We start from the raw sequence: 17100 nt of genomic DNA, 5'->3' as shown, positions 1-17100 counted from the left end.
ATGGGAATCGGACAAAAATGGTGGCGGCGTCTCTATTGTCGAGGCCCCTGCACCCTTGGAGCATTGGCTTCTTCAGATCCCTGCCGGTCAGGAAGAGGCCGACATCGATCGGAAGGCCGGCCACAAGCCTTCATCCGCAGTGGTTCGTCATGTGGCGGACTTTCACGGCAGGTCGATCCTGCAGGTGACCCTGAAAGTAGATGGATCCTACTACAATTGGTACTATCTTATCCTCGCTGAGCTTCAGGAGGGGCGATACCTCCCGATTTTCATTCGGCAGACCGCAGAGGGAATGTGGAAGGTCAGCGAACGAGTGACGAATTCCACGGATGAGAATCTGGAAATTGAGGTTAGCTCGAGAGTGAACGGGACTTCTCCCGGGACCACTCTCCATCGCCTGCAATTGAACGAGAAGTTGAGCTTCAAGTTTGCCGTCGAGGACCATTGAAGTGTCCCCGAAGGGGACGGATTTCTCCGCTACCTTAGAAGCTCCATGGTTCGTTGGCGGCTCACAGCATTTCCGCCGCCTCGTGCAGCAGTTCCTCGGTGGTCTCCCAATCGATGCAGGAATCCGTGATCGATTGCCCGCGCACGAGCTGGTCCACCGGCTTGGGGAAAGACTGGTTGCCCGCCACCAGATTGCTCTCGAGCATCGCGCCGGTGATCGTGCGTTCGCCGGCGGCGCGCTGGCGGACGATTTCGCGGAAGACGCCGGGCATCTTCGCGTGATCCTTGCCGCAATTCGCATGCGAGGCATCCACGATCAGTGAGGGCAGCAGCTTGGCTGCTTCCAAGGCGGCGCGGGCGGAGGCAATACTAGCTTCGTCGTAGTTCGGGCCATGGTCGCCGCCGCGCAGGATCACGTGGCAATCCGGATTCCCGGTAGTGGTCACGGAGGAGGCGATGCCTTCTTCCGACACGCCCAGGAAGGTCTGCGACATGGAAGCTGCCCGCACGGCATTGATCGCCGCCACCAGATCACCGGAAGTCGTGTTCTTGAACCCCACCGGCATCGAGAGACCCGAGGCCATCTGGCGGTGCGTCTGGCTCTCCGCGGTGCGCGCGCCGATCGCCGACCAGGAGATCAGGTCCGCGATGTACTGTGGGGTGATCGGGTCCAACAGCTCCGTCGCTGTCGGCAGGCCGAGGTCGATCACGCTGCGAAGGAAATGCCGCGCGCGGCGCAGCCCTTCCGGGATGTCATCCGTGCCATCGAGGTGCGGGTCCATGATCAGGCCCTTCCAGCCAACCGTCGTGCGTGGCTTCTCAAAATACACGCGCATCACGATGTAGAGCTTGTCGCGCAGCCGCTCCGCCAACGCCGCCAAGCGGTGGGCATACTCAATGCCCGCCTCGGTATCATGAATCGAGCAGGGCCCGACGATCACGAGGAAGCGCGGGTCTGTGCCGCCCAGCAGCGAGCGCAAATTCGCCCGCGACCGCGACACAAACTCCGCCCGCTCCTCGCCACGCGGGATCTCCGCCTGCAAGCGGGCAGGGGAGGGCAGGGGGATATTGCGGGCAATGTGGAGATCGGTGACTCGCGCGGACATGCCGCTAAGGTAAAAGCGTCCGGGGAAGGGTGCCAAGTGTCAATCCGCCGCCTGCCGCCCCGGTTTCAGCGCCGCGGCGAAATCCCGCATCGACCCTTGGGCTTTTCCCGCCCGCCGCGCGAAGAGGTGGGTGATCGTCGGCCGCTCCTTGAGGGGGATCGCCGTCACCCCTCCGCCCGCGACCCGCGCCAAGGCGGAGGGCAGGATGGCCACTCCCGAGCCCGCTGCCACCATGGCGACCACCGCCTGGGCCCGTGGGGATTCCAGGATCACCCGCGGCCGGAATCCCGCGTCCCCGCAGAGCCGTCGCACCAGATTGGCGAAGGCCGGCGCGGCCTCGTGGCCCACCGCCACAAAGGACTCCGCCGCCAGTTCCCTCAGCCCGATCCGGCTGCGCCCGGCCAAGGGATGATCCGCCGCGACGAAGCATTGCAGGGGTTCGCGATACCATGGGATCATCTCGATTCCTCCGGACTCGCGCGGCTCCTCGATTCCCACGAATCCGCCGTCCAGCTTGCCTTCTGCGATCTCGCGCATCTGCTGGTTCGGCGGGGCGTCCTGCAGCAGGATCTGCACCTGCGGGCTACCCGCCCGGAAGCGCCGCAGCACGCCGAGCAATTCATCGCTCATCACCGCGCTGACGAAGCCGATGCGGAGTCGTGCGATCTCTCCCGCGGCCATTCGTTTCGCCACCTCACCCGCCCGCGACATCCGCGCCGGGATGGTCCGGGTTTCCTCATAGAACAAATCCCCCGCGGCGGTCAGCGAAACACCCCGCGTGCCGCGATCGAAGAGCCGCGCCCCCAGCTTTTCCTCAAGCGTGCGGATATGCCGGGATAGCGGCGGCTGGGCCAGATTCAGCCGCCGCGCGGCCCGGGTGAAGGACAGCTCCTCCGCCACGGCGAGGAAGCATTCCAGTTCTCGAAACGAACAATCCATACCGAAACGGTATCACGGAACGACCGAGCGAGTCATTCCAATATGGCAGTTCGGCCCTGATGATGCCGGGCATGGCCATCAGCGACACGATCAAGAAGGGCGCGATCCGGGCACCCCACCGCAGCCTCCTGCGCGCCACCGGAGCCATCCAGTCGGAGGACGATTGGGGCAAGCCCTTCATCGCGGTGGCAAATTCCTTCGTGCAGATCATCCCCGGGCACGTCCATCTGGATGTGGTGGGCCGCAAGGTTCGCGAGGCCATCCGGGCGGCGGGTGGCGTGCCCTTCGAGTTCAACTGCATCGGCGTGGACGATGGCATCGCGATGGGCCACGGCGGCATGCGTTACTCGCTGGCCTCGCGCGAGATCATCGCGGATAGCGTGGAGGTCATGCTGCGCGCCCATTGCTTCGATGGCGTGGTTTGCATCCCGAACTGCGACAAGATCGTGCCAGGCATGATGATGGGGGCGGCGCGGGTGAATATCCCGGCGATCTTCGTCTCCGGTGGACCCATGCGTTCCGGCAAGAATCCCGTCACCGGTGCTTCGCTCGACCTCGCTACGGTCTTCGAGGCGGTGGGTCAGCTTTCCACCCAAGCGATCACGGAGGAGCAGCTCGGTGTGATCGAGCGCAATGCCTGCCCGACCTGCGGATCCTGCTCAGGCATGTTCACTGCGAATTCCATGAACTGCCTCTGCGAAGCCCTCGGCCTCGCGCTGCCGGGGAATGGTTCCATCCTAGCGACCGATCCCGCCCGCGATGCGCTCTTTGCACGCGCAGGCAAGGCGATCGTCCGCTTGGTAAGGGATGGCGTGAAGCCCTCCGACCTTCTCACGCGGGAAGCTTTCGGCAATGCCGTCGCCCTCGACATGGCGATGGGCGGCTCGTCGAACACCGTGCTCCACACCCTCGCCGTCGCAAGGGAAGCCGGCGTGCCCCTGGGCATGGAGGACTTCAACGCGATGGCGCTCCGCGTGCCCCACCTCTGCAAGGTCGCGCCCTCCGGTAAACACTACATGGAAGACATCGACCGCGCGGGCGGGATCTTTGCGATCTTAAAGACCCTCGCAGAGAAGCCGGGAGTCCTTTACCTTGATGCGATGACTGTCAGCGGTCTCACCATTGGCGAGACCATCTCGACTGCGATCGTGAAAGACGAGGAGGTGATCCGTCCGCTGGATCGTGCCTACGCCGCGCAGGGCGGGCTGGCGGTGCTGCACGGCAATATCGCCCCTGCCGGCTGTGTGGTGAAGTCCGCCGGGGTGAGCCCGGCGATGATGAAGTTCACCGGTCCCGCGGTGGTCTTCGAGTCCGGCGAGGAAGCCACCACCGGCATCCTCACCGGCCGGGTGAAGGCGGGTGACGTGGTGGTGATCCGCTATGAGGGCCCGAAGGGCGGCCCCGGCATGCCGGAGATGCTGGCCCCGACTTCCGCGATTGTCGGGCGGGGTCTCTCCGAAACCGTGGCCCTGATCACGGATGGCCGTTTCTCCGGTGCCACCCGCGGCGGTGCGATTGGCCACGTCTCTCCGGAAGCGGCAGCCGGTGGGCCGATCGCGCTAGTGGAAGCCGGTGATTTGATCGAGATCGATATCCCGCAGCGCAGCATCCGGATTGTCGTGTCGGATGATGTCTTGGCGGCGCGCCGCAGCGCGTGGCAGCGCCCGAGCCCGAAAGATCGCAGCGGCTACCTGGCCCGCTATGCGGCACTGGTCACAGGTGCTGAGTCAGGAGCCGTGCTTTCCATATGAGGACTTCGAATCGGGAAAAGTGCGGGGCGAAACCTTCTGCTGGGTGCCCAAGATCAGTCGATTACCGCTCGCTGGCCGGTGAGGAGCCTTTATAAAACCCGTTTCGCTCACCTCTGGCCCGCTTCCGCCATCCGTGTTACGGGGCCCCTCCACGATGCCCGAGACAAGCACCGATCGCACGACACTACCGGACTGGCTGCGCCGCCGCTTCAGCGATGGCCAGCGTTTCTTCTTACTCTGTCTTCTCGCCGGCCTCGTCTGCGGCTTGGCAGCGGTCGCCTTCCATTGGTCGATCCGGCATCTGTTCGAGTGGCTGTGGAAGACGGCTTCCTCGCGTCCACCGGCCGGGTTTGCGGCTATTCTGCTCCTTGCACCGACGCTTGCCGGCTTGTTGGTCGGCCTGGTGGTTCGCCACCTCTCCCCGGAGGCTGCGGGCAGCGGAATTCCTCAGACGAAGGCCGCGTATTATAATCACGGGGGCAAGGTCTCCATCAGGGCCGGCGCCTGGCGATTCATCCTCGGCTCGCTCTACGTGGGACTCGGCAATAGCCTCGGCCGCGAAGGTCCCACAGTTCATCTCAGTGCTGCGATCTCGTCCCGGATCGGGCGCTGGGCCTTCCGTGATCCCAGCCGCGTGCAGTCGATGCTGCCGGTAGGCGTGGCCGCGGGAATCGCGGCGGCATTCAATGCTCCCTTGTCGGCACTGACCTTCGTCTTCGAGGAACTGTTGGATAATTTCTCGATGCGCGCGCTCGGCGGCATGGTGGTCGCAGTGGTGATTGCCGCGGCGGTTTCGCGCACCATCCTGGGTGAGGAGCCGGTGCTCTCCGCGCGGATCGCGGCAGAATACAAAACCTCCGCGTGGATGCTGGTGGCCATCCCCCTGGGTGTCGCCTCCGGTTTGATCGGCCATCTCTTCGTGTGGAGTACCCTGGGTTTGAGAAGCTGGTTCAAGCGCCGCGCCGCGACTGCCACCTGGCTGGCCCCTGCCGGCGGCGGCCTGGCCTGCGGCATCCTTGCTCTCGGCGCCTACTACCTGACCGGCTTCCTGGGAAATGACCGGAACTCCGTGTTCAGCATCGGCTACGATAGCCTGGAAGCTGCTTTCGCGAACCAACTCACGACCGGCATTCTCGGCACCCTGCTCATCGCAAAGTTTGCCGCCGTGGTGGTCAACTACGCCTCGGGCGGCTCGGGCGGGCTGTTCTCTCCCACGCTATTCCTTGGGGGGATGCTCGGCGGTCTGGTGGGTGCGGCCTTCTCGGCGCTCCAGCATGTGCATCCATGGATCCCGGAGTTTCCCGGAGATGCCAATGTGATCGGTGCTTGCGTGCTGCTCGGCATGGGTTCGATGTTCGCCGCGGTAGTCCGCTGTCCCTTCACCTCCCTCATCATCATCTTTGAGATGACGGGCAACTACTCGCTGATCCTACCGCTCATGGCCGGCAATATGCTGTCCTGGCAAATCGCCCGCCGCCTGCAGCCGGTCCCGATCTACAATGCCCTGCTCCTCCAGGACGGCGTCTCCCTGCGCAAGCTCCCCAGCTATCGTGGCGCGCAGGATTACCGCAAGCTGCCCGTGCAAGTGATCATGACCCATGAGGTCATCGCCTTGCAGGGCTGCGAAGCGCCCGCCGCGGCGCTCAAGCGTACGGACGTGGAAGACCTCAGCTTCCGCGCCTATCCGGTCGTAAATGCGGAAGGTGAGCTGGTCGCTGTGATCTCCCGCCACGATCTGGAAACGCACCGCGAGGCGACCGGGATCGAGGCGATACTGGACCACCGCGAGGTGATATCCGTGACACCTGAGACGCCCATCCGCGATGCTGCGCAGCGCATGCTTTCCGCCGGGGTCCGCCAGGCTCCGGTCGTCAGTCCTGTTGATCCCCGAAAACTTCTGGGTTGGCTCACCTTGAACGACATCGCCCGTCAGCAGAATGCGGTGGAGGGCTAGAGAATCTCGAACTTCCCGCCGCGATAGACGAACAAGGTCGAGGTCAGGCGGTAGGGCATTTCCTCCTGCTCCGACTCTGCCAGCACTTCCTGCAGCCTCGCCAGCGCCTCGGTATTTCCCGTCCCGGTGACGAACAGCAGATTCCGGGCGGGAATCGCCACCACGATCTCGCCCCGCAGATCCAGCCTCCCGTCGGTCCACAGGTCCTCGAAGAGGATCAGGCTAGATTCGTAGGTGCCGTCCGCCGTCATCATGTAGAGCCCTTCGCCACCCTGGCATCTCACGTCGGTCAGGAGTTCTTTCAAATTCGCGATGGCGAGTTCGCGCAGTTCCTCCCGTGCGAGGCCAATCTCCTCCAGATCCTTGTCCTGGAGATAGCGGATGCCTCGCGCGGAGTCCTCGGCATAGCAGAGGATCAGCTCCGGATTGTAGGCCTCATGCACCGGCACGGGGAACTCCCCCCGCCCGCGTTCGGCCATCGCCTTGCGTCCTTCCTCCAGCCAGCCGTTATCCTTGATCACCGGCACGATCCGCTTGCGGTTCACCTGTTGGCCCGAGCGATCGATTACCTCCAGGCCGGTCGCCAGCACGTCACCCACGATCTGCTTCTTCGCGGTTGGGTTGTGCCGGTAAAGATCGTAGGCGTTGTTGAGGAAGGATGTGAAATGATCACCGAACTTGATCTCCAGTTCCTTCACGATCTCCAGCGCCACCTGCGGGCGTTTCTTCCGGAAAGCCGTGGCCACCTCCTGTGTGAATTGATCCGGAGTCAGAATTGGCCCCGGACCTCCCCCGAAGAGCGAAAGCAGTTTCCCGAAGAGTTGATTCATCTGTTAGTGGGATGGTTATGCCTTTTGTGAGGGCGGAAGCAATCCTGATTGCTGCCGCGGTTCCTCGCCGATCAAGTGGCTAACAGCCTACTTCGGCGGCATCACCCACTCCGGCAGCGTGTCCCCCAAGCTTGTGATGGCCAGTCGCAGCGACTTGCCATCCTTGATCACCCACTCCACCATGTAGTCCTCCGCTCCGCCCTTCTCGAAGCAGACGAGCAGCTCGTAGATCGGTCCGGAGGGAAAGTCCTTCCGCTTGAACTGGACGAAGCGCTTGTCCAGCTTCGCCTCCACCCAGGGATCGCCGAGGCCGGAGACATCAAGGGCGATCTCCTGCTCCCCGATCCGGATCTTCCCCGCCGTCATCACCCGCGAGGGCGGATTGCCGATGGCCCAGTAGAGCTGGCCTTCGAAGACCGCATAGCCATACGCGAGCTTCCGATCCGGGGTCTCGATCTTGCGGGCTTGGAATTCCAGTCGCGCACCATCGAGTTCGGTGCTGGCGGTTTCGGTGGCCTGCTCGGCGGCGAAGACCGGCAGAGCGTTGAGCGTGAGTAAGGCGACTAGTTGGAGCAGCTTCATGCTCGAGCTACGTGGGCGGCATGCGCCATCTCTCCAGGCGCGAAAGGTCCCTTCCTCCTTCACTCGAACTTCACGAACTTGCCCTCGCGATAGACGAACAAGGTCGTCGTGAGGCGGTAGGTTTCTGCATCGGTGATCTTGGCCACGGCCGCCTTCATCTTGACGAGGCCCTCCGCGTCGTCGCTGCCTGTGACAAGCAGAGTATCGCGGGCCGGAATTGCCACTACGATCTCTCCCTTCACCGGCAGCTGATCGGGTTTCCAGATGTTCTCGAAGAGCAGCAGGCTGGCTTCATAGGTGCCACCTGCGGTGAGCATGTAGTAGCCGTCCGCTCCCGTGCGTTCGATCTCTGGTAGCAGTTGATTCAAGTTTTCCACTGCCAGCTTCCGCAGTTCCTTGAGGTCGAGCCCGGCTTCCACAAAGGCCTCTTTCTCCAGATAGCGGACGCCGGTATCGCTGTCTTCCGCGAAAGCGATCACCAGTTCGTCGTTGAGGTCCTCATGGTACAGATCCAAGGGTTTCTTGTCTCCGCGTTCACCCGAAAGCTTCCGCATCTCTCCCAGCCAAGCCTTGTCCTTGATCACCGGGACGATGCGGCTCTTTTCCAGCGGCTTGTCTTGCTCGCGGAGTGCCTGCAAGCCGCCATCAATCAGCTTACCCACGAACTCGTCCTTGGCGGCCGGATCCTGCTTGTAGAGGGCATAGGTATTGTCGAGGTAGGTCCGGAGTTCCTTGCTGCCCGGCATGGAGACCTTGAGTTCAAATTCGCCCGTGACCTCCACCGTCAGCGAGGAGTCTTTTTTGCGGTATGCCTTGACCACCTCTTGGGTGAACTCGGTGGGATCCAAGATCGCCGCTTGATGCGAGGACGTTTGCACCGGCCGCGGCTGCAGCTCCGCCGCTCCCGGTGCCTGCTGCTTGTCGCAGCCCGCCAACATCAGTAGCGAGGTGAGGAGAAGTGCTAGGCGGGCGGACGGTATCATCGCTCTCCACTCACGGTTCCGCCACTACCAGCCTTCGGAACTCACTGCGGAGGTCCAGTTCAGTCTGGCTCAGGCGCAGAACACCCGCCGGGCTTGCTTTCATTTTCAGCCTCTTCCAAGCCCGGGGGACCCAACTGGCTGCAATCACAATGGCTGCCAGTTCCGCCGCAAAGATCAGGGTGATGAACTCATCTCCACAGCCAGCCGCTTTAAGGTGGTATTCCGTGAGGCCCAGCAGCAGGTATAAGGCCTGAAGACCCAGCATTAGCGCTTGGAAACCCAGCGCTAGCAATAACACCGCTCCGAGCGCGACCGTGATGTAGCCACAAACCGCGCGCAAGAGTTTCTCAGGGGAGAAGGCTCCGCGGGAAACGCGCACGAGCTCCTCGTAGGGGGAAGTTTCGCGGGAAATGGACTCGAAGCCTGCAAGCTCTTCCGGCAGCGCGAGATCGTCCAAGCACAGGGGGACGACCTGTTTACCCATGCCGATCGCCCCCAGATAATCCTTCCTCACCGAATCGTCTCCGGCGGCATGGCGCGACCAGCATAGCAACACGACATCCGCCTCTCCGAGGTAGGGGGTGATTTCGTTGCCCCAGTCGTTGCCGGGCATGCTGGAGTTGAGGCCCTGCCGTGGCTTGGCGCTCCCGATTCCCAAGACCTTTTGCAGCTTGTTCACCACCCTGCGATCCTTCCGGCTGTAGGAAACAAAGATCAGCTTCCGCCCTGCGAACATCGGAGCTTGTTTAGCAGACCCCGGGGGGTAGGGCAAGGCCCCACCCCCGACATTCCATTCAAAGTCGCTTTCAAGCCCGGCGATTCGCAGGGGGTCACACCGCCTTCTCCCAAGGCCCCGTCACAGCCACTGTCATCCCCCGCGTCTGGAGATTCACGAAGAACCACTTCCCATCCGGCGCGAAGCAGCAGCCGGCAAATTCTCCATCAGCCGGATTCCGGGCCAAGGTCATGATCTTCCCTTCCGGGGTCACGCAGCGGACATGGGCGGCCGGCTTCGGCTCATCGACCAGGTCCTCGCAGATCACGATGCCACCCCAGGGCGCGGGGCAGAGATTGTCGCCGTTGGTGAGAAGGTCGTTTGCCTCCGGTTGCAGGAAGAGCGTCAGGTGGTCCGGTTGGTCCGGGTGCCCGGAAGGCGTCAGGCGGAAGATCTGCCCGCGCTTGTTAGGGCCGCCGTTGGTGCAGCAGATGTAGAAGGCTCCGTCGGCAAGATGGATCCCCTCGGAGCGCGGGAAGCGCGCGGCTCCGGCATCGTTGCCGCGCACCCGCAGGTCATCCTTCGCCGATTCGATGTCATCCAGATCGATCCACGTGGCCACGATCTCCTCGCCCGGCACCGGCCATGCGGAGTCAGCACGGTAATTCCGCAGGTGCACGGACGGGCGGTTCACCACTGCCAGCGCCTGGAGCTTGCCCTCGGTGAGACTGCCCGCGGTCTTCGGGACGAAGCGGTAGAGCAAACCATCGTCGCGGTCTTCGGTCAGGTAGAGGATCCCGGTCTTCGGATCGAGTGCCACCGCCTCATGGCGGAAGCGGCCGAGGGCCTTGAGCGGCACTGGCTTCTGCAGGCCGGGAGTGGCGGTCGCCTTCACGGCGTAGCACCAGCCGTGGAGTTTGCCGCGGGTGGTCAGCATATCGTCCGGCTCCTCGCAGGTGATCCAGTGGTCGCCCACCTTCCCGCCGGCGCAGTTGCGGTCCGTGCCGAAGAGCGAGAGGAAGTGCGAAATCTTCTCACCCTTGGCCGGATCGAAGACCAGGTTCGAGGTGCCGCCCATGGCAGGGTTCACCCCGGCATCCCCCGGATTGTAGGCCAGCGCCGGATCGAAGCCGGCGGGCAGACGCGTGTTGTCCGCGAAGGGACCCCAGTCCGCTTGCGTCAGACCCAGCTCGTGATTGCAGACCAGCACCACCTTGCCATCCGGCCCGGCGAAGGCCGCCATCCCGTCCGGCTGGCCCGGCACCTTGAAGCCATCGCTCATCGGCTCGCCGCGACGGGCGAGAACCTTGTAGGAAAAGCCCTGCGGCAGATCGAGGATACCATCCGGATCCGGGATCAGCGGCCCGAAGGGTTCGATCAGTCGACCCGCCCCGCCATCATGGGCGAGCGTGTAGCGTTGGAGGCCAAGGAAGGCGAGACCGGTGGTCCCGAGGAAAGCGCGTCGCGAGGGCATTGAGCCAAGTGAAAACCCCTCCCGTGGCCGGTCAAGCTCACGAAGGACAGGTGACGGAAGCGTTGCCGTGCTTCACGAATCCTGAATTTCCGGAGCCCGCCTTGGCACCTAACTTTCCGGTCTTGTCGCCGCGCTTCCTTCACGTAGCCCCCGGTTCCGAAGACCCCGTAAATACAAGATCCGCAATTTGTCCCGCGGCGCTGTCGAAATCGTCCCACTCGCGCGAAGTCTATTTGACAGCCCCTCGCCGGATTGGTTGGTTTTCCCAACCTGCAATCCCAAAAAGCCTAGCAATGAGCGAAAACGAAATCCCGCCACCGAGGCAGACGTCCTCGATCCCGGCACCCAAGCAGACTTCCTCGATTCCTCTGAAGAAGGAAACCGTCCGCGTGACTCTCAAGGCTTCCGATGCCCCGCCGGCCACGCCGAACGCTCCGGTGGTCGCCGCGACCAAGCCGCCGATGCCTTCCGGCCTCGGTGCTCCCCCGGCTCCTAGCGTCGGCCCGCCGACCGTGGGTGGTGCTCCGAAGGCTCCTGCCCCGGCCCCGACGATCGCGCTGCGCCCCGCGGGTGCTCCGACCGCTCCCGGTGCCCCGGCCCCGACGATCCGCATCAATACTCCCGGCGCTCCTGCCGCAGCTCCGGCCCGCACCGTGCCGCTTGGCGGCCCTGCTGGCACCGTTTCCCTGCCGAAGGCCACCGTGCAACTTCAGCCGCCGACCCAGCCGCTCGGCACCGCCGGCGCTTCGCTGAGTCAGGCCGCCACCATCCGCACCATGGATGATGACGAGGAAGAGGGCAACGAGACCGTCCCGATGGTCCTTTCCATCGTCGGCTTCCTCGGTGCCGCCGCTGTGGTGATCTTCCAAATCATGACGTCCAACATCTGGACGGGTGGGGAAATCTCCAAAATCTTCGGCGAATAATTCCGGCATCAACGCCTTTCACGACACGATCATGATCTATCCAATCATCACCTTCCTGCTGGGTGCCGCCGTTCTCGCTCTCGCGATCATGGCTGGCAACCTGCCGGTCTGAAGATTAGTTTTACGATTCCTTTCAGGGCCGTCCCGTCGCAATCCGCGGCAGGGCGGCCCTTGACTTTTACGGCTTGGCCTCCACCTTCCGCGCATGGCTCAGCAATTCAACGAAAGCAATTTCCAGTCCGAAGTCATCGATTCTGACCAACCTGTCCTGGTGGACTTCTGGGCGGAGTGGTGCGGACCTTGCAAGATGATCGGCCCGGTCATCGACCAGCTTTCCGGTGAAGTCGAAGGCCAGGCCAAGGTCGGCAAAGTGAATGTCGACGAAGCCCGTGACCTGGCAGTGAAGTACGGCGTCCGCTCGATCCCGCTGCTGCTCTTCTTCAAGGGCGGCGAGGTCAAGGACCAGATCGTCGGCGCAAATGTCACCAAGGACATGCTCAAGCAGAAGCTGCTGGCACTGGCCTGAGCGACTTGCTGACTGTCAGTGAGAATTTTCAAGAGGCCGGGGCGTTTGCTCCGGCCTTTTGCGTGTTTGGAATGGGCAGGAGACGCGCAGGCAATGAGAAACAGGGCCCAGTCATTCCTCTTGCTGTTGCGATCGATTCTCAATAAGGTGTGGCCATGTTCGACTGCTGGTGGCAAGGAGATGGCTTTGAGGCGTGGAGTCTGCGGGGGGACCTCCGTGGGGCCTCGCGGCGTTGGCAGCACCGCCTCCACGACGAGCTTTGGCTCTGGGTGAATGCCTCGGGCGAGGGCGTGATTTGGGGCAAAGACCACCGCATCTTCCTGAAGGAGGGCCTCTTCGGCTGCTTCGGCGGGCAGGAGGGCGAGCCCTGGAAGTGGACCCGCCTGCCCGGCCACCATGAGGCGGAAATCCTGATCATTCCCCGCGACTACCTGACGGCCCATTTCGGGGCAGCTGCCGCCGCGAAAAATACTCCCTTTGCCCGCTGGCTGCGCGGAGAACAGGGCATGTCCTTCACCGGTCTTTCAGGCAGCGAGGAGCAGCGCGTCGGCAAGCTCCTGAAGGCCGCCTGGACCTCCAGACGGATGCCTGTCGCCGTGAAGCGCGCGCTCGATGCCTGGGTCCAGCGGATCCTCGGCATCGATCAGGCCTTGATGCCCCGCGCCTCGGAGTGCGGGCGCAAGCGGATCAAGAACCAAGTCAGCAAGACGAAGATGATGTCCGAGACGAACCACCACAGGCCGGCGGGAATATAGTATTTCCCAATCACGTCCGACCGCCACGGATAGAGCCAGGCGATGCCACCCGCGACGGCATCCCCGGCGAGGTGCAGGGCTGCGGCAAGCCAACAGAAAAGGGCAACCCACCAGCGACCCTGCTTCGGGAAAAAGCTGGCGACCATCGCACACACCGGGATCAGCCCCGCCATGAACCACACCGTGTGCGACCAGCTGGTATAGCGGGCATCCAGTTCCAAGTGAGGACAACACAGGTCCGGCAGCGCGCCGAAAAGCCCGATCACCGCCAGTGACCACAGCGGGAGGAAGTAGCCACGACCTTGGCGCAGGGACGCATTGTCCAAGGCGAGGCCGCCGCAGACGGGCAACAGGATGTGGGTGCCGAGCAGCATGGGTGGGTTTCCCCGCCTTATAGCCGTCCCTGTGCCTCGATGGCAACCAGGGCCAGTAGCTTCACGGCGAATTCACCGCACCCGCACACCTTGCTGCCTGCGGGGAACTTATGTTGGTCTCAATCCGGGAAATACAGCCGCAGGCAACCCTTGGACGAGCTGTTGATGGCCCGGCTGATCCGGTAGGTGCTGCCATTGATCTGGACTGGCAGGACTTCGGTCCACGGCCCATTCGGCGAGCTCGCGGTCTGCCCCGTCATGCGGAGAGGCAGGCTGCCGCCCCCGATCTTCAGGTAGTTGCCATCCTCGTCCACGTCCAGGGATGGATCGATGGTGAAAAACAGGTGCAGGTGGGTCGCATCCCTGGTCACCGTGATCAGGTTCCGGGCGTTGCCGGCGCTGCTGGTGGGATCGGTGCCCAGCATCAGTTCCGTCGCATTGTTCAGGCCGTCCCCATCCGGGTCGGCGGCGGGCAGGGCTTGGTCGCCGCTGAGGTGATAGAGGTTGATGAAATTCGCATAGGTCGAACCTCCGCCCCCACCGCCGGTGCCGACTGAGAACTTCCCGTCGCCGACCTGCGGGTAGGCATCTGCTCCGCTACCGTGGGAGCGCGTTTCGCCGACATGATCCCGGAGGAAAGTGGTTACCTCCCATTGGCCGGTGACCGCACCCTGTGGGATTATCACCGTAAGCTGGTAGGTGCCGGTATGGTCATCGCCGCTGACACGATTGCTTGCGTCCAGGCTCTTGGTGAAGCTGTCCACCAGCAGTCCGTTGGGGTTGTAGAAGAAGAGGATAGCATCGCGGATCCCGCTGAGCTCATCTTTGATCGTCGCTGTGATCGTGATCTGCGCGGGACCATTCGTGATGTCCACACCTACCGGCGTGATATCGATCGATTCGACGATCGGCTTGGTCGTGTCCTGCTGGCCATCGTTGATCACCGTGAAGCTTTCGTCGCCGGGCAGGTCCACCGTCGGGGCATAGTCGCGTTGGTTGCCATCCCAGTCCACCAGCGAGGCTCCGATCCGCCAAGTGCCAGCCGGGCCGAAGGCCGCCACCGGCAGAGTGATCTGATAGATGCCATCAAGCTCATCACCGGAGATGCGGCTTCCCGAGTCGAAGAAAGTCGCACCCGTCCAGTTGTCCGGCCCGGAGGTATACACCCCGATGTTGCCTTGCCTGAAGCCCGAGCCCTCGTCCGTGATCTCAAGGGTGAGCGTGATATTGCCCGCGCCCGCGGTGATGTCCACGACACTTGGATTCAGTGCGGATGAAATGATCGCAGGAGCGTTGGTATCGCCTACCGAGCCGTCGGAGACTTGGAAGCTCTCCTCGCCCGGATTCGGGAAACTATTGGCCCGTGGCCCGTAGTTGTTGAAGGCCGCGGTATCCGCCTCGATCAGATCGACTTCCACCCGCCAGATGCCAGGCGAGACGCCGAAGGGAATCATCGCATTCAGAGTGTAGGTCCCTTGCTGGGCATCGCCGCTCGTGCGGCTGCCTTCGTCGAAGGAGAAGGAGAGGAACTCGTTCGAGAAGGGATCGTAGACCCGCAGGTTGCCACCGGCCACGCCCTTGTTGTCGTCCGTGGCCACGATCTTGAAGGTCATCTGCTGGGAACCCGCCGAGATGTCCGCCAGCCTTGGCGAGATGATCAGGTTCTGCAGTGAGGGGAGTTCCGCGTCTTCATCCGCGATGAAGCGAATCTCATCCACCCAGCCGCAGTCCTGTCCGGCTGAACCGGAAGTGCTCTTCTTGTAAGTCCAGCGCACCGTGCGGCCGCCTGCCGGGATGGTGACCGTCTGTTGAGTCCAGCCGCTGTCTCCGCTGATCGCCAGATGCTGGCCGGTGCCCAGCACATCCAGGCTCAGCCAGTCGAGGCCCGCTTCCGAATCCGTACGCCACCAGAAGCTCAGTGTGCCGGCATTCGGGAGGAAGGTTTCCATCACGCTCTCGCCATTGTGCGTCGTCGGGCCGCTCCGCGCCGCGTCCGCTCCGTCATGGCTCACATCCGTCTGATAGATCCAGGCCGGGGCGCTGCTGGTCCAGGGCAGGTGCACCGCATCCGTAGCGTTGCCCAGCGAGTAGGGCTGGGTGCCGCCAGCACTCACGGTGAGATTGCCCGCGTTGGCGAAGCCTGAATTACCGGCTTGGTCCACGAAGTAAAAGAGCAGGCTATAAGGCCCGGTCGGCGCATCCTCCGGAACTGCCACTTCCAGGTGGTAGTTGCCATCATTCTCGTCGCCCGAGGTCCGCTCGAACTCGTCGAATTGGAGCGTCATCTCCGGGATATACACTCCACCAGGACCGTAGAAATAGGGGAAGCCGTAGCTGAACCCGGAGACCGGGTCGCTCACGTGAAGGTCCATTTTCACTGTGCCTCCCGGTGGTGCACTCGGGCTGAGTGCGCAGTCGAGCAGTGCCGGCTCATCGGCATCCACCGTGCCGTTGTTTACCACCTGGAAGTAACGGGCGGCGGGCACCGGAAACTCTTGGTTATCCGGTCCGTAGTTCTGCACGTGGGAAGTGCCGTCGCGCAAGGTGGCATCCACCCGCCATGTCCCCGGGATCACATGCCCCGGGATCTCCACCCCCACCTGATAAATCCCGTCCGCCGCAGTGCCGCTGATCCGCGAGCTGGCGGCGAAGAATCCGGTTCGCACAAAATTTCCATCTGGATTGTAGATATCCAGATTCCCATTGGAAAAGCCGTCCTCGTTGTCGGTGATCCGCACCGTGACGGTGATGGTCTCTTGGCCGCTGCTGACATCCACCGGATTCGGGCTGATGGCGATCGAGAGGAGTTCCGGGGCATTCGGATCAAGCGCGGCCCAGGCGGAGCCCGGGACCAAAAGCGAATACAAGAAAAACGCCGCGAGGGTCTTCTTTTTCATGGCTGGGAGAAGTAGGGCCGCGCAGATAAAGGGTGAAGGCGAGGCCGGGTAGGTGAGTGAAGCGCTCGTTTTGTGCGCTGTTATCCCCTGAAGGTCAAGAGATGAGTAATATCTACAGGTGACAATATCGGATCGGATAAGCTCCGCCGCGCACGCCTGTCTTCAAGGTCTTCTTTCCTCCATTACCTAATCTTTCCAGCGGTAGTGTCCGGTCAGAGGAAAGGTGAAAAGGACATCCTCTTCCTTCGCCCCGGAGCCGATGTTGTGGATCACCAGCGGCACCCCGCCATCGGTCTTCTTGTCGCTCACGATCATCACGTGCGGCTGAGTCTCAGCCACCGTGCAGGTCACCAGGTCGCCGGCCTTGAAGTCGGTCGCCTCTTTGGTCACGGGCAGGGCATAGCCGCGTCGCTTGAAGAAAGCCTGCAAGTTCGGCACCCGCCGGTGGTCGATGTTCTTGTCCGGTTTGGAGAGTCCCCAGTTCCGTGGATACACGCTGAAGTTTGACCGCATGTCCTCATGCACCAGCTTCTGTAGATCCAGCCTCAGTCCGTCGCGCAGGGCACGGATCACCACGTCCGTGCAGACCCCGCGCTCGCGCGGAACATCCCCGCCGGGATAGTCAAGCGTCACGTAAGTGCCGTCGTAGATAAGGGTCACGCCCACCTGCTTCCGTGCGGCACTTACGATCTTCTCACCGCTGGTCGCCTCTTGTGCGCGCAGCGGTGAAAGCGAAAGTACCAAGGGCAACAAGAGAAGGAGTCGCGACATCATGGCGATGAATCGAGTGCGATAGTGCCTCAAGCTCCTAGCCTCAAATTTCAGATTTGAAATCTCAATC

General features: G+C 62.8%; 17 protein-coding genes. 7 read left to right on the top strand and 10 right to left on the bottom strand.

Going from position 1 to position 17100, the window contains the following annotated elements; all coding sequences use genetic code 11:
• Nucleotides 1-55: 55 nt before the first annotated feature.
• Nucleotides 56-448 carry a hypothetical protein gene (locus BV071_RS10350; protein ID WP_265594305.1) on the top strand — a complete coding sequence of 131 codons (393 nt, stop codon included), beginning with the start codon at nucleotides 56-58 and terminating at the stop codon, nucleotides 446-448.
• Nucleotides 449-509: 61 nt separating this feature from the next.
• Here the strand turns inward: BV071_RS10350 and BV071_RS10345 are convergent, their stop codons facing one another.
• Together BV071_RS10345 and BV071_RS10340 are read right to left on the bottom strand one after the other, a co-directional pair.
• Nucleotides 510-1553 (bottom strand): 3-deoxy-7-phosphoheptulonate synthase, encoded by a 1044-nt coding sequence (locus tag BV071_RS10345; RefSeq protein ID WP_035606081.1) that lies wholly within the window; start codon nucleotides 1551-1553, stop codon nucleotides 510-512.
• A 39-nt stretch (nucleotides 1554-1592) separates the two neighbouring features.
• The gene (locus BV071_RS10340; protein ID WP_052573133.1) at nucleotides 1593-2492 is read right to left on the bottom strand and encodes a LysR substrate-binding domain-containing protein; all 900 of its coding nucleotides are present in this window, start codon (nucleotides 2490-2492) and stop codon (nucleotides 1593-1595) included.
• A 71-nt stretch (nucleotides 2493-2563) separates the two neighbouring features.
• Here BV071_RS10340 and ilvD point away from each other — a divergent pair, with 71 nt between their 5' ends.
• Together ilvD and BV071_RS10330 are read left to right on the top strand one after the other, a co-directional pair.
• The gene (gene ilvD, locus BV071_RS10335) at nucleotides 2564-4243 is read left to right on the top strand and encodes a dihydroxy-acid dehydratase (protein ID WP_035606790.1); all 1680 of its coding nucleotides are present in this window, start codon (nucleotides 2564-2566) and stop codon (nucleotides 4241-4243) included.
• Nucleotides 4244-4397: 154 nt separating this feature from the next.
• Nucleotides 4398-6197, top strand: a complete 1800-nt coding sequence (locus tag BV071_RS10330) for a chloride channel protein (RefSeq protein WP_035606078.1) — start codon at nucleotides 4398-4400, stop codon at nucleotides 6195-6197.
• On the opposite strand, the gene BV071_RS10325 is transcribed toward BV071_RS10330, so the two are convergent.
• The 5 genes from BV071_RS10325 to BV071_RS10305 all read right to left on the bottom strand — a co-directional run bounded on the left by BV071_RS10325 (nucleotide 6194) and on the right by BV071_RS10305 (nucleotide 10781).
• The gene (locus BV071_RS10325) at nucleotides 6194-7027 is read right to left on the bottom strand and encodes a DUF1444 family protein (protein WP_035606075.1); all 834 of its coding nucleotides are present in this window, start codon (nucleotides 7025-7027) and stop codon (nucleotides 6194-6196) included. The genes BV071_RS10330 and BV071_RS10325 overlap by 4 nt on opposite strands.
• Before the next feature lie 87 nt (nucleotides 7028-7114).
• On the bottom strand, nucleotides 7115-7609 hold the full coding sequence (locus tag BV071_RS10320; protein ID WP_035606072.1) for a hypothetical protein: 495 nt from the start codon (nucleotides 7607-7609) through the stop codon (nucleotides 7115-7117).
• A gap of 59 nt (nucleotides 7610-7668) precedes the next feature.
• Nucleotides 7669-8592, bottom strand: a complete 924-nt coding sequence (locus tag BV071_RS32785; protein ID WP_081885915.1) for a DUF1444 family protein — start codon at nucleotides 8590-8592, stop codon at nucleotides 7669-7671.
• A gap of 10 nt (nucleotides 8593-8602) precedes the next feature.
• Entirely contained in the window at nucleotides 8603-9328 is a 726-nt protein-coding gene (locus BV071_RS10310) for a toll/interleukin-1 receptor domain-containing protein (RefSeq protein WP_035606069.1), read from the bottom strand.
• A gap of 94 nt (nucleotides 9329-9422) precedes the next feature.
• Nucleotides 9423-10781 carry an alkaline phosphatase PhoX gene (locus BV071_RS10305; RefSeq protein ID WP_035606066.1) on the bottom strand — a complete coding sequence of 453 codons (1359 nt, stop codon included), beginning with the start codon at nucleotides 10779-10781 and terminating at the stop codon, nucleotides 9423-9425.
• Between the two features lie 293 nt (nucleotides 10782-11074).
• Here BV071_RS10305 and BV071_RS10300 point away from each other — a divergent pair, with 293 nt between their 5' ends.
• From BV071_RS10300 to BV071_RS35280, 4 genes are all read left to right on the top strand, one after another.
• On the top strand, nucleotides 11075-11707 hold the full coding sequence (locus tag BV071_RS10300) for a hypothetical protein (protein ID WP_035606064.1): 633 nt from the start codon (nucleotides 11075-11077) through the stop codon (nucleotides 11705-11707).
• Entirely contained in the window at nucleotides 11676-11819 is a 144-nt protein-coding gene (locus BV071_RS35285; RefSeq protein ID WP_265594304.1) for a hypothetical protein, read from the top strand. Before BV071_RS10300 ends, BV071_RS35285 begins: the two co-directional genes overlap by 32 nt.
• Nucleotides 11820-11912: 93 nt before the next feature.
• Nucleotides 11913-12233 (top strand): thioredoxin, encoded by a 321-nt coding sequence (gene trxA / locus BV071_RS10295; protein ID WP_035606061.1) that lies wholly within the window; start codon nucleotides 11913-11915, stop codon nucleotides 12231-12233.
• A 155-nt stretch (nucleotides 12234-12388) separates the two neighbouring features.
• Nucleotides 12389-12988, top strand: coding sequence for a hypothetical protein (locus tag BV071_RS35280; RefSeq protein WP_035606059.1), 600 nt, complete (start codon nucleotides 12389-12391; stop codon nucleotides 12986-12988).
• Here the strand turns inward: BV071_RS35280 and BV071_RS34225 are convergent.
• The 3 genes from BV071_RS34225 to BV071_RS10280 all read right to left on the bottom strand — a co-directional run bounded on the left by BV071_RS34225 (nucleotide 12877) and on the right by BV071_RS10280 (nucleotide 17033).
• On the bottom strand, nucleotides 12877-13362 hold the full coding sequence (locus BV071_RS34225; protein ID WP_075090880.1) for a metal-dependent hydrolase: 486 nt from the start codon (nucleotides 13360-13362) through the stop codon (nucleotides 12877-12879). The genes BV071_RS35280 and BV071_RS34225 overlap by 112 nt on opposite strands.
• A 119-nt stretch (nucleotides 13363-13481) precedes the next feature.
• Entirely contained in the window at nucleotides 13482-16259 is a 2778-nt protein-coding gene (locus BV071_RS10285; protein WP_035606057.1) for a hypothetical protein, read from the bottom strand.
• Between the two features lie 186 nt (nucleotides 16260-16445).
• A complete protein-coding gene (locus BV071_RS10280; RefSeq protein WP_081885914.1) occupies nucleotides 16446-17033 on the bottom strand; it encodes a DUF1287 domain-containing protein in 588 nt (195 codons plus the stop codon).
• Nucleotides 17034-17100: the final 67 nt, after the last annotated feature.

The sequence above is a fragment of the Haloferula sp. BvORR071 genome (assembly GCF_000739615.1).
Taxonomy (GTDB): Bacteria; Verrucomicrobiota; Verrucomicrobiia; order Verrucomicrobiales; family Akkermansiaceae; genus Haloferula.
Note: the sequence above shows the minus strand (reverse complement) of the source record. Positions and strands in the feature narration are given on the sequence as shown.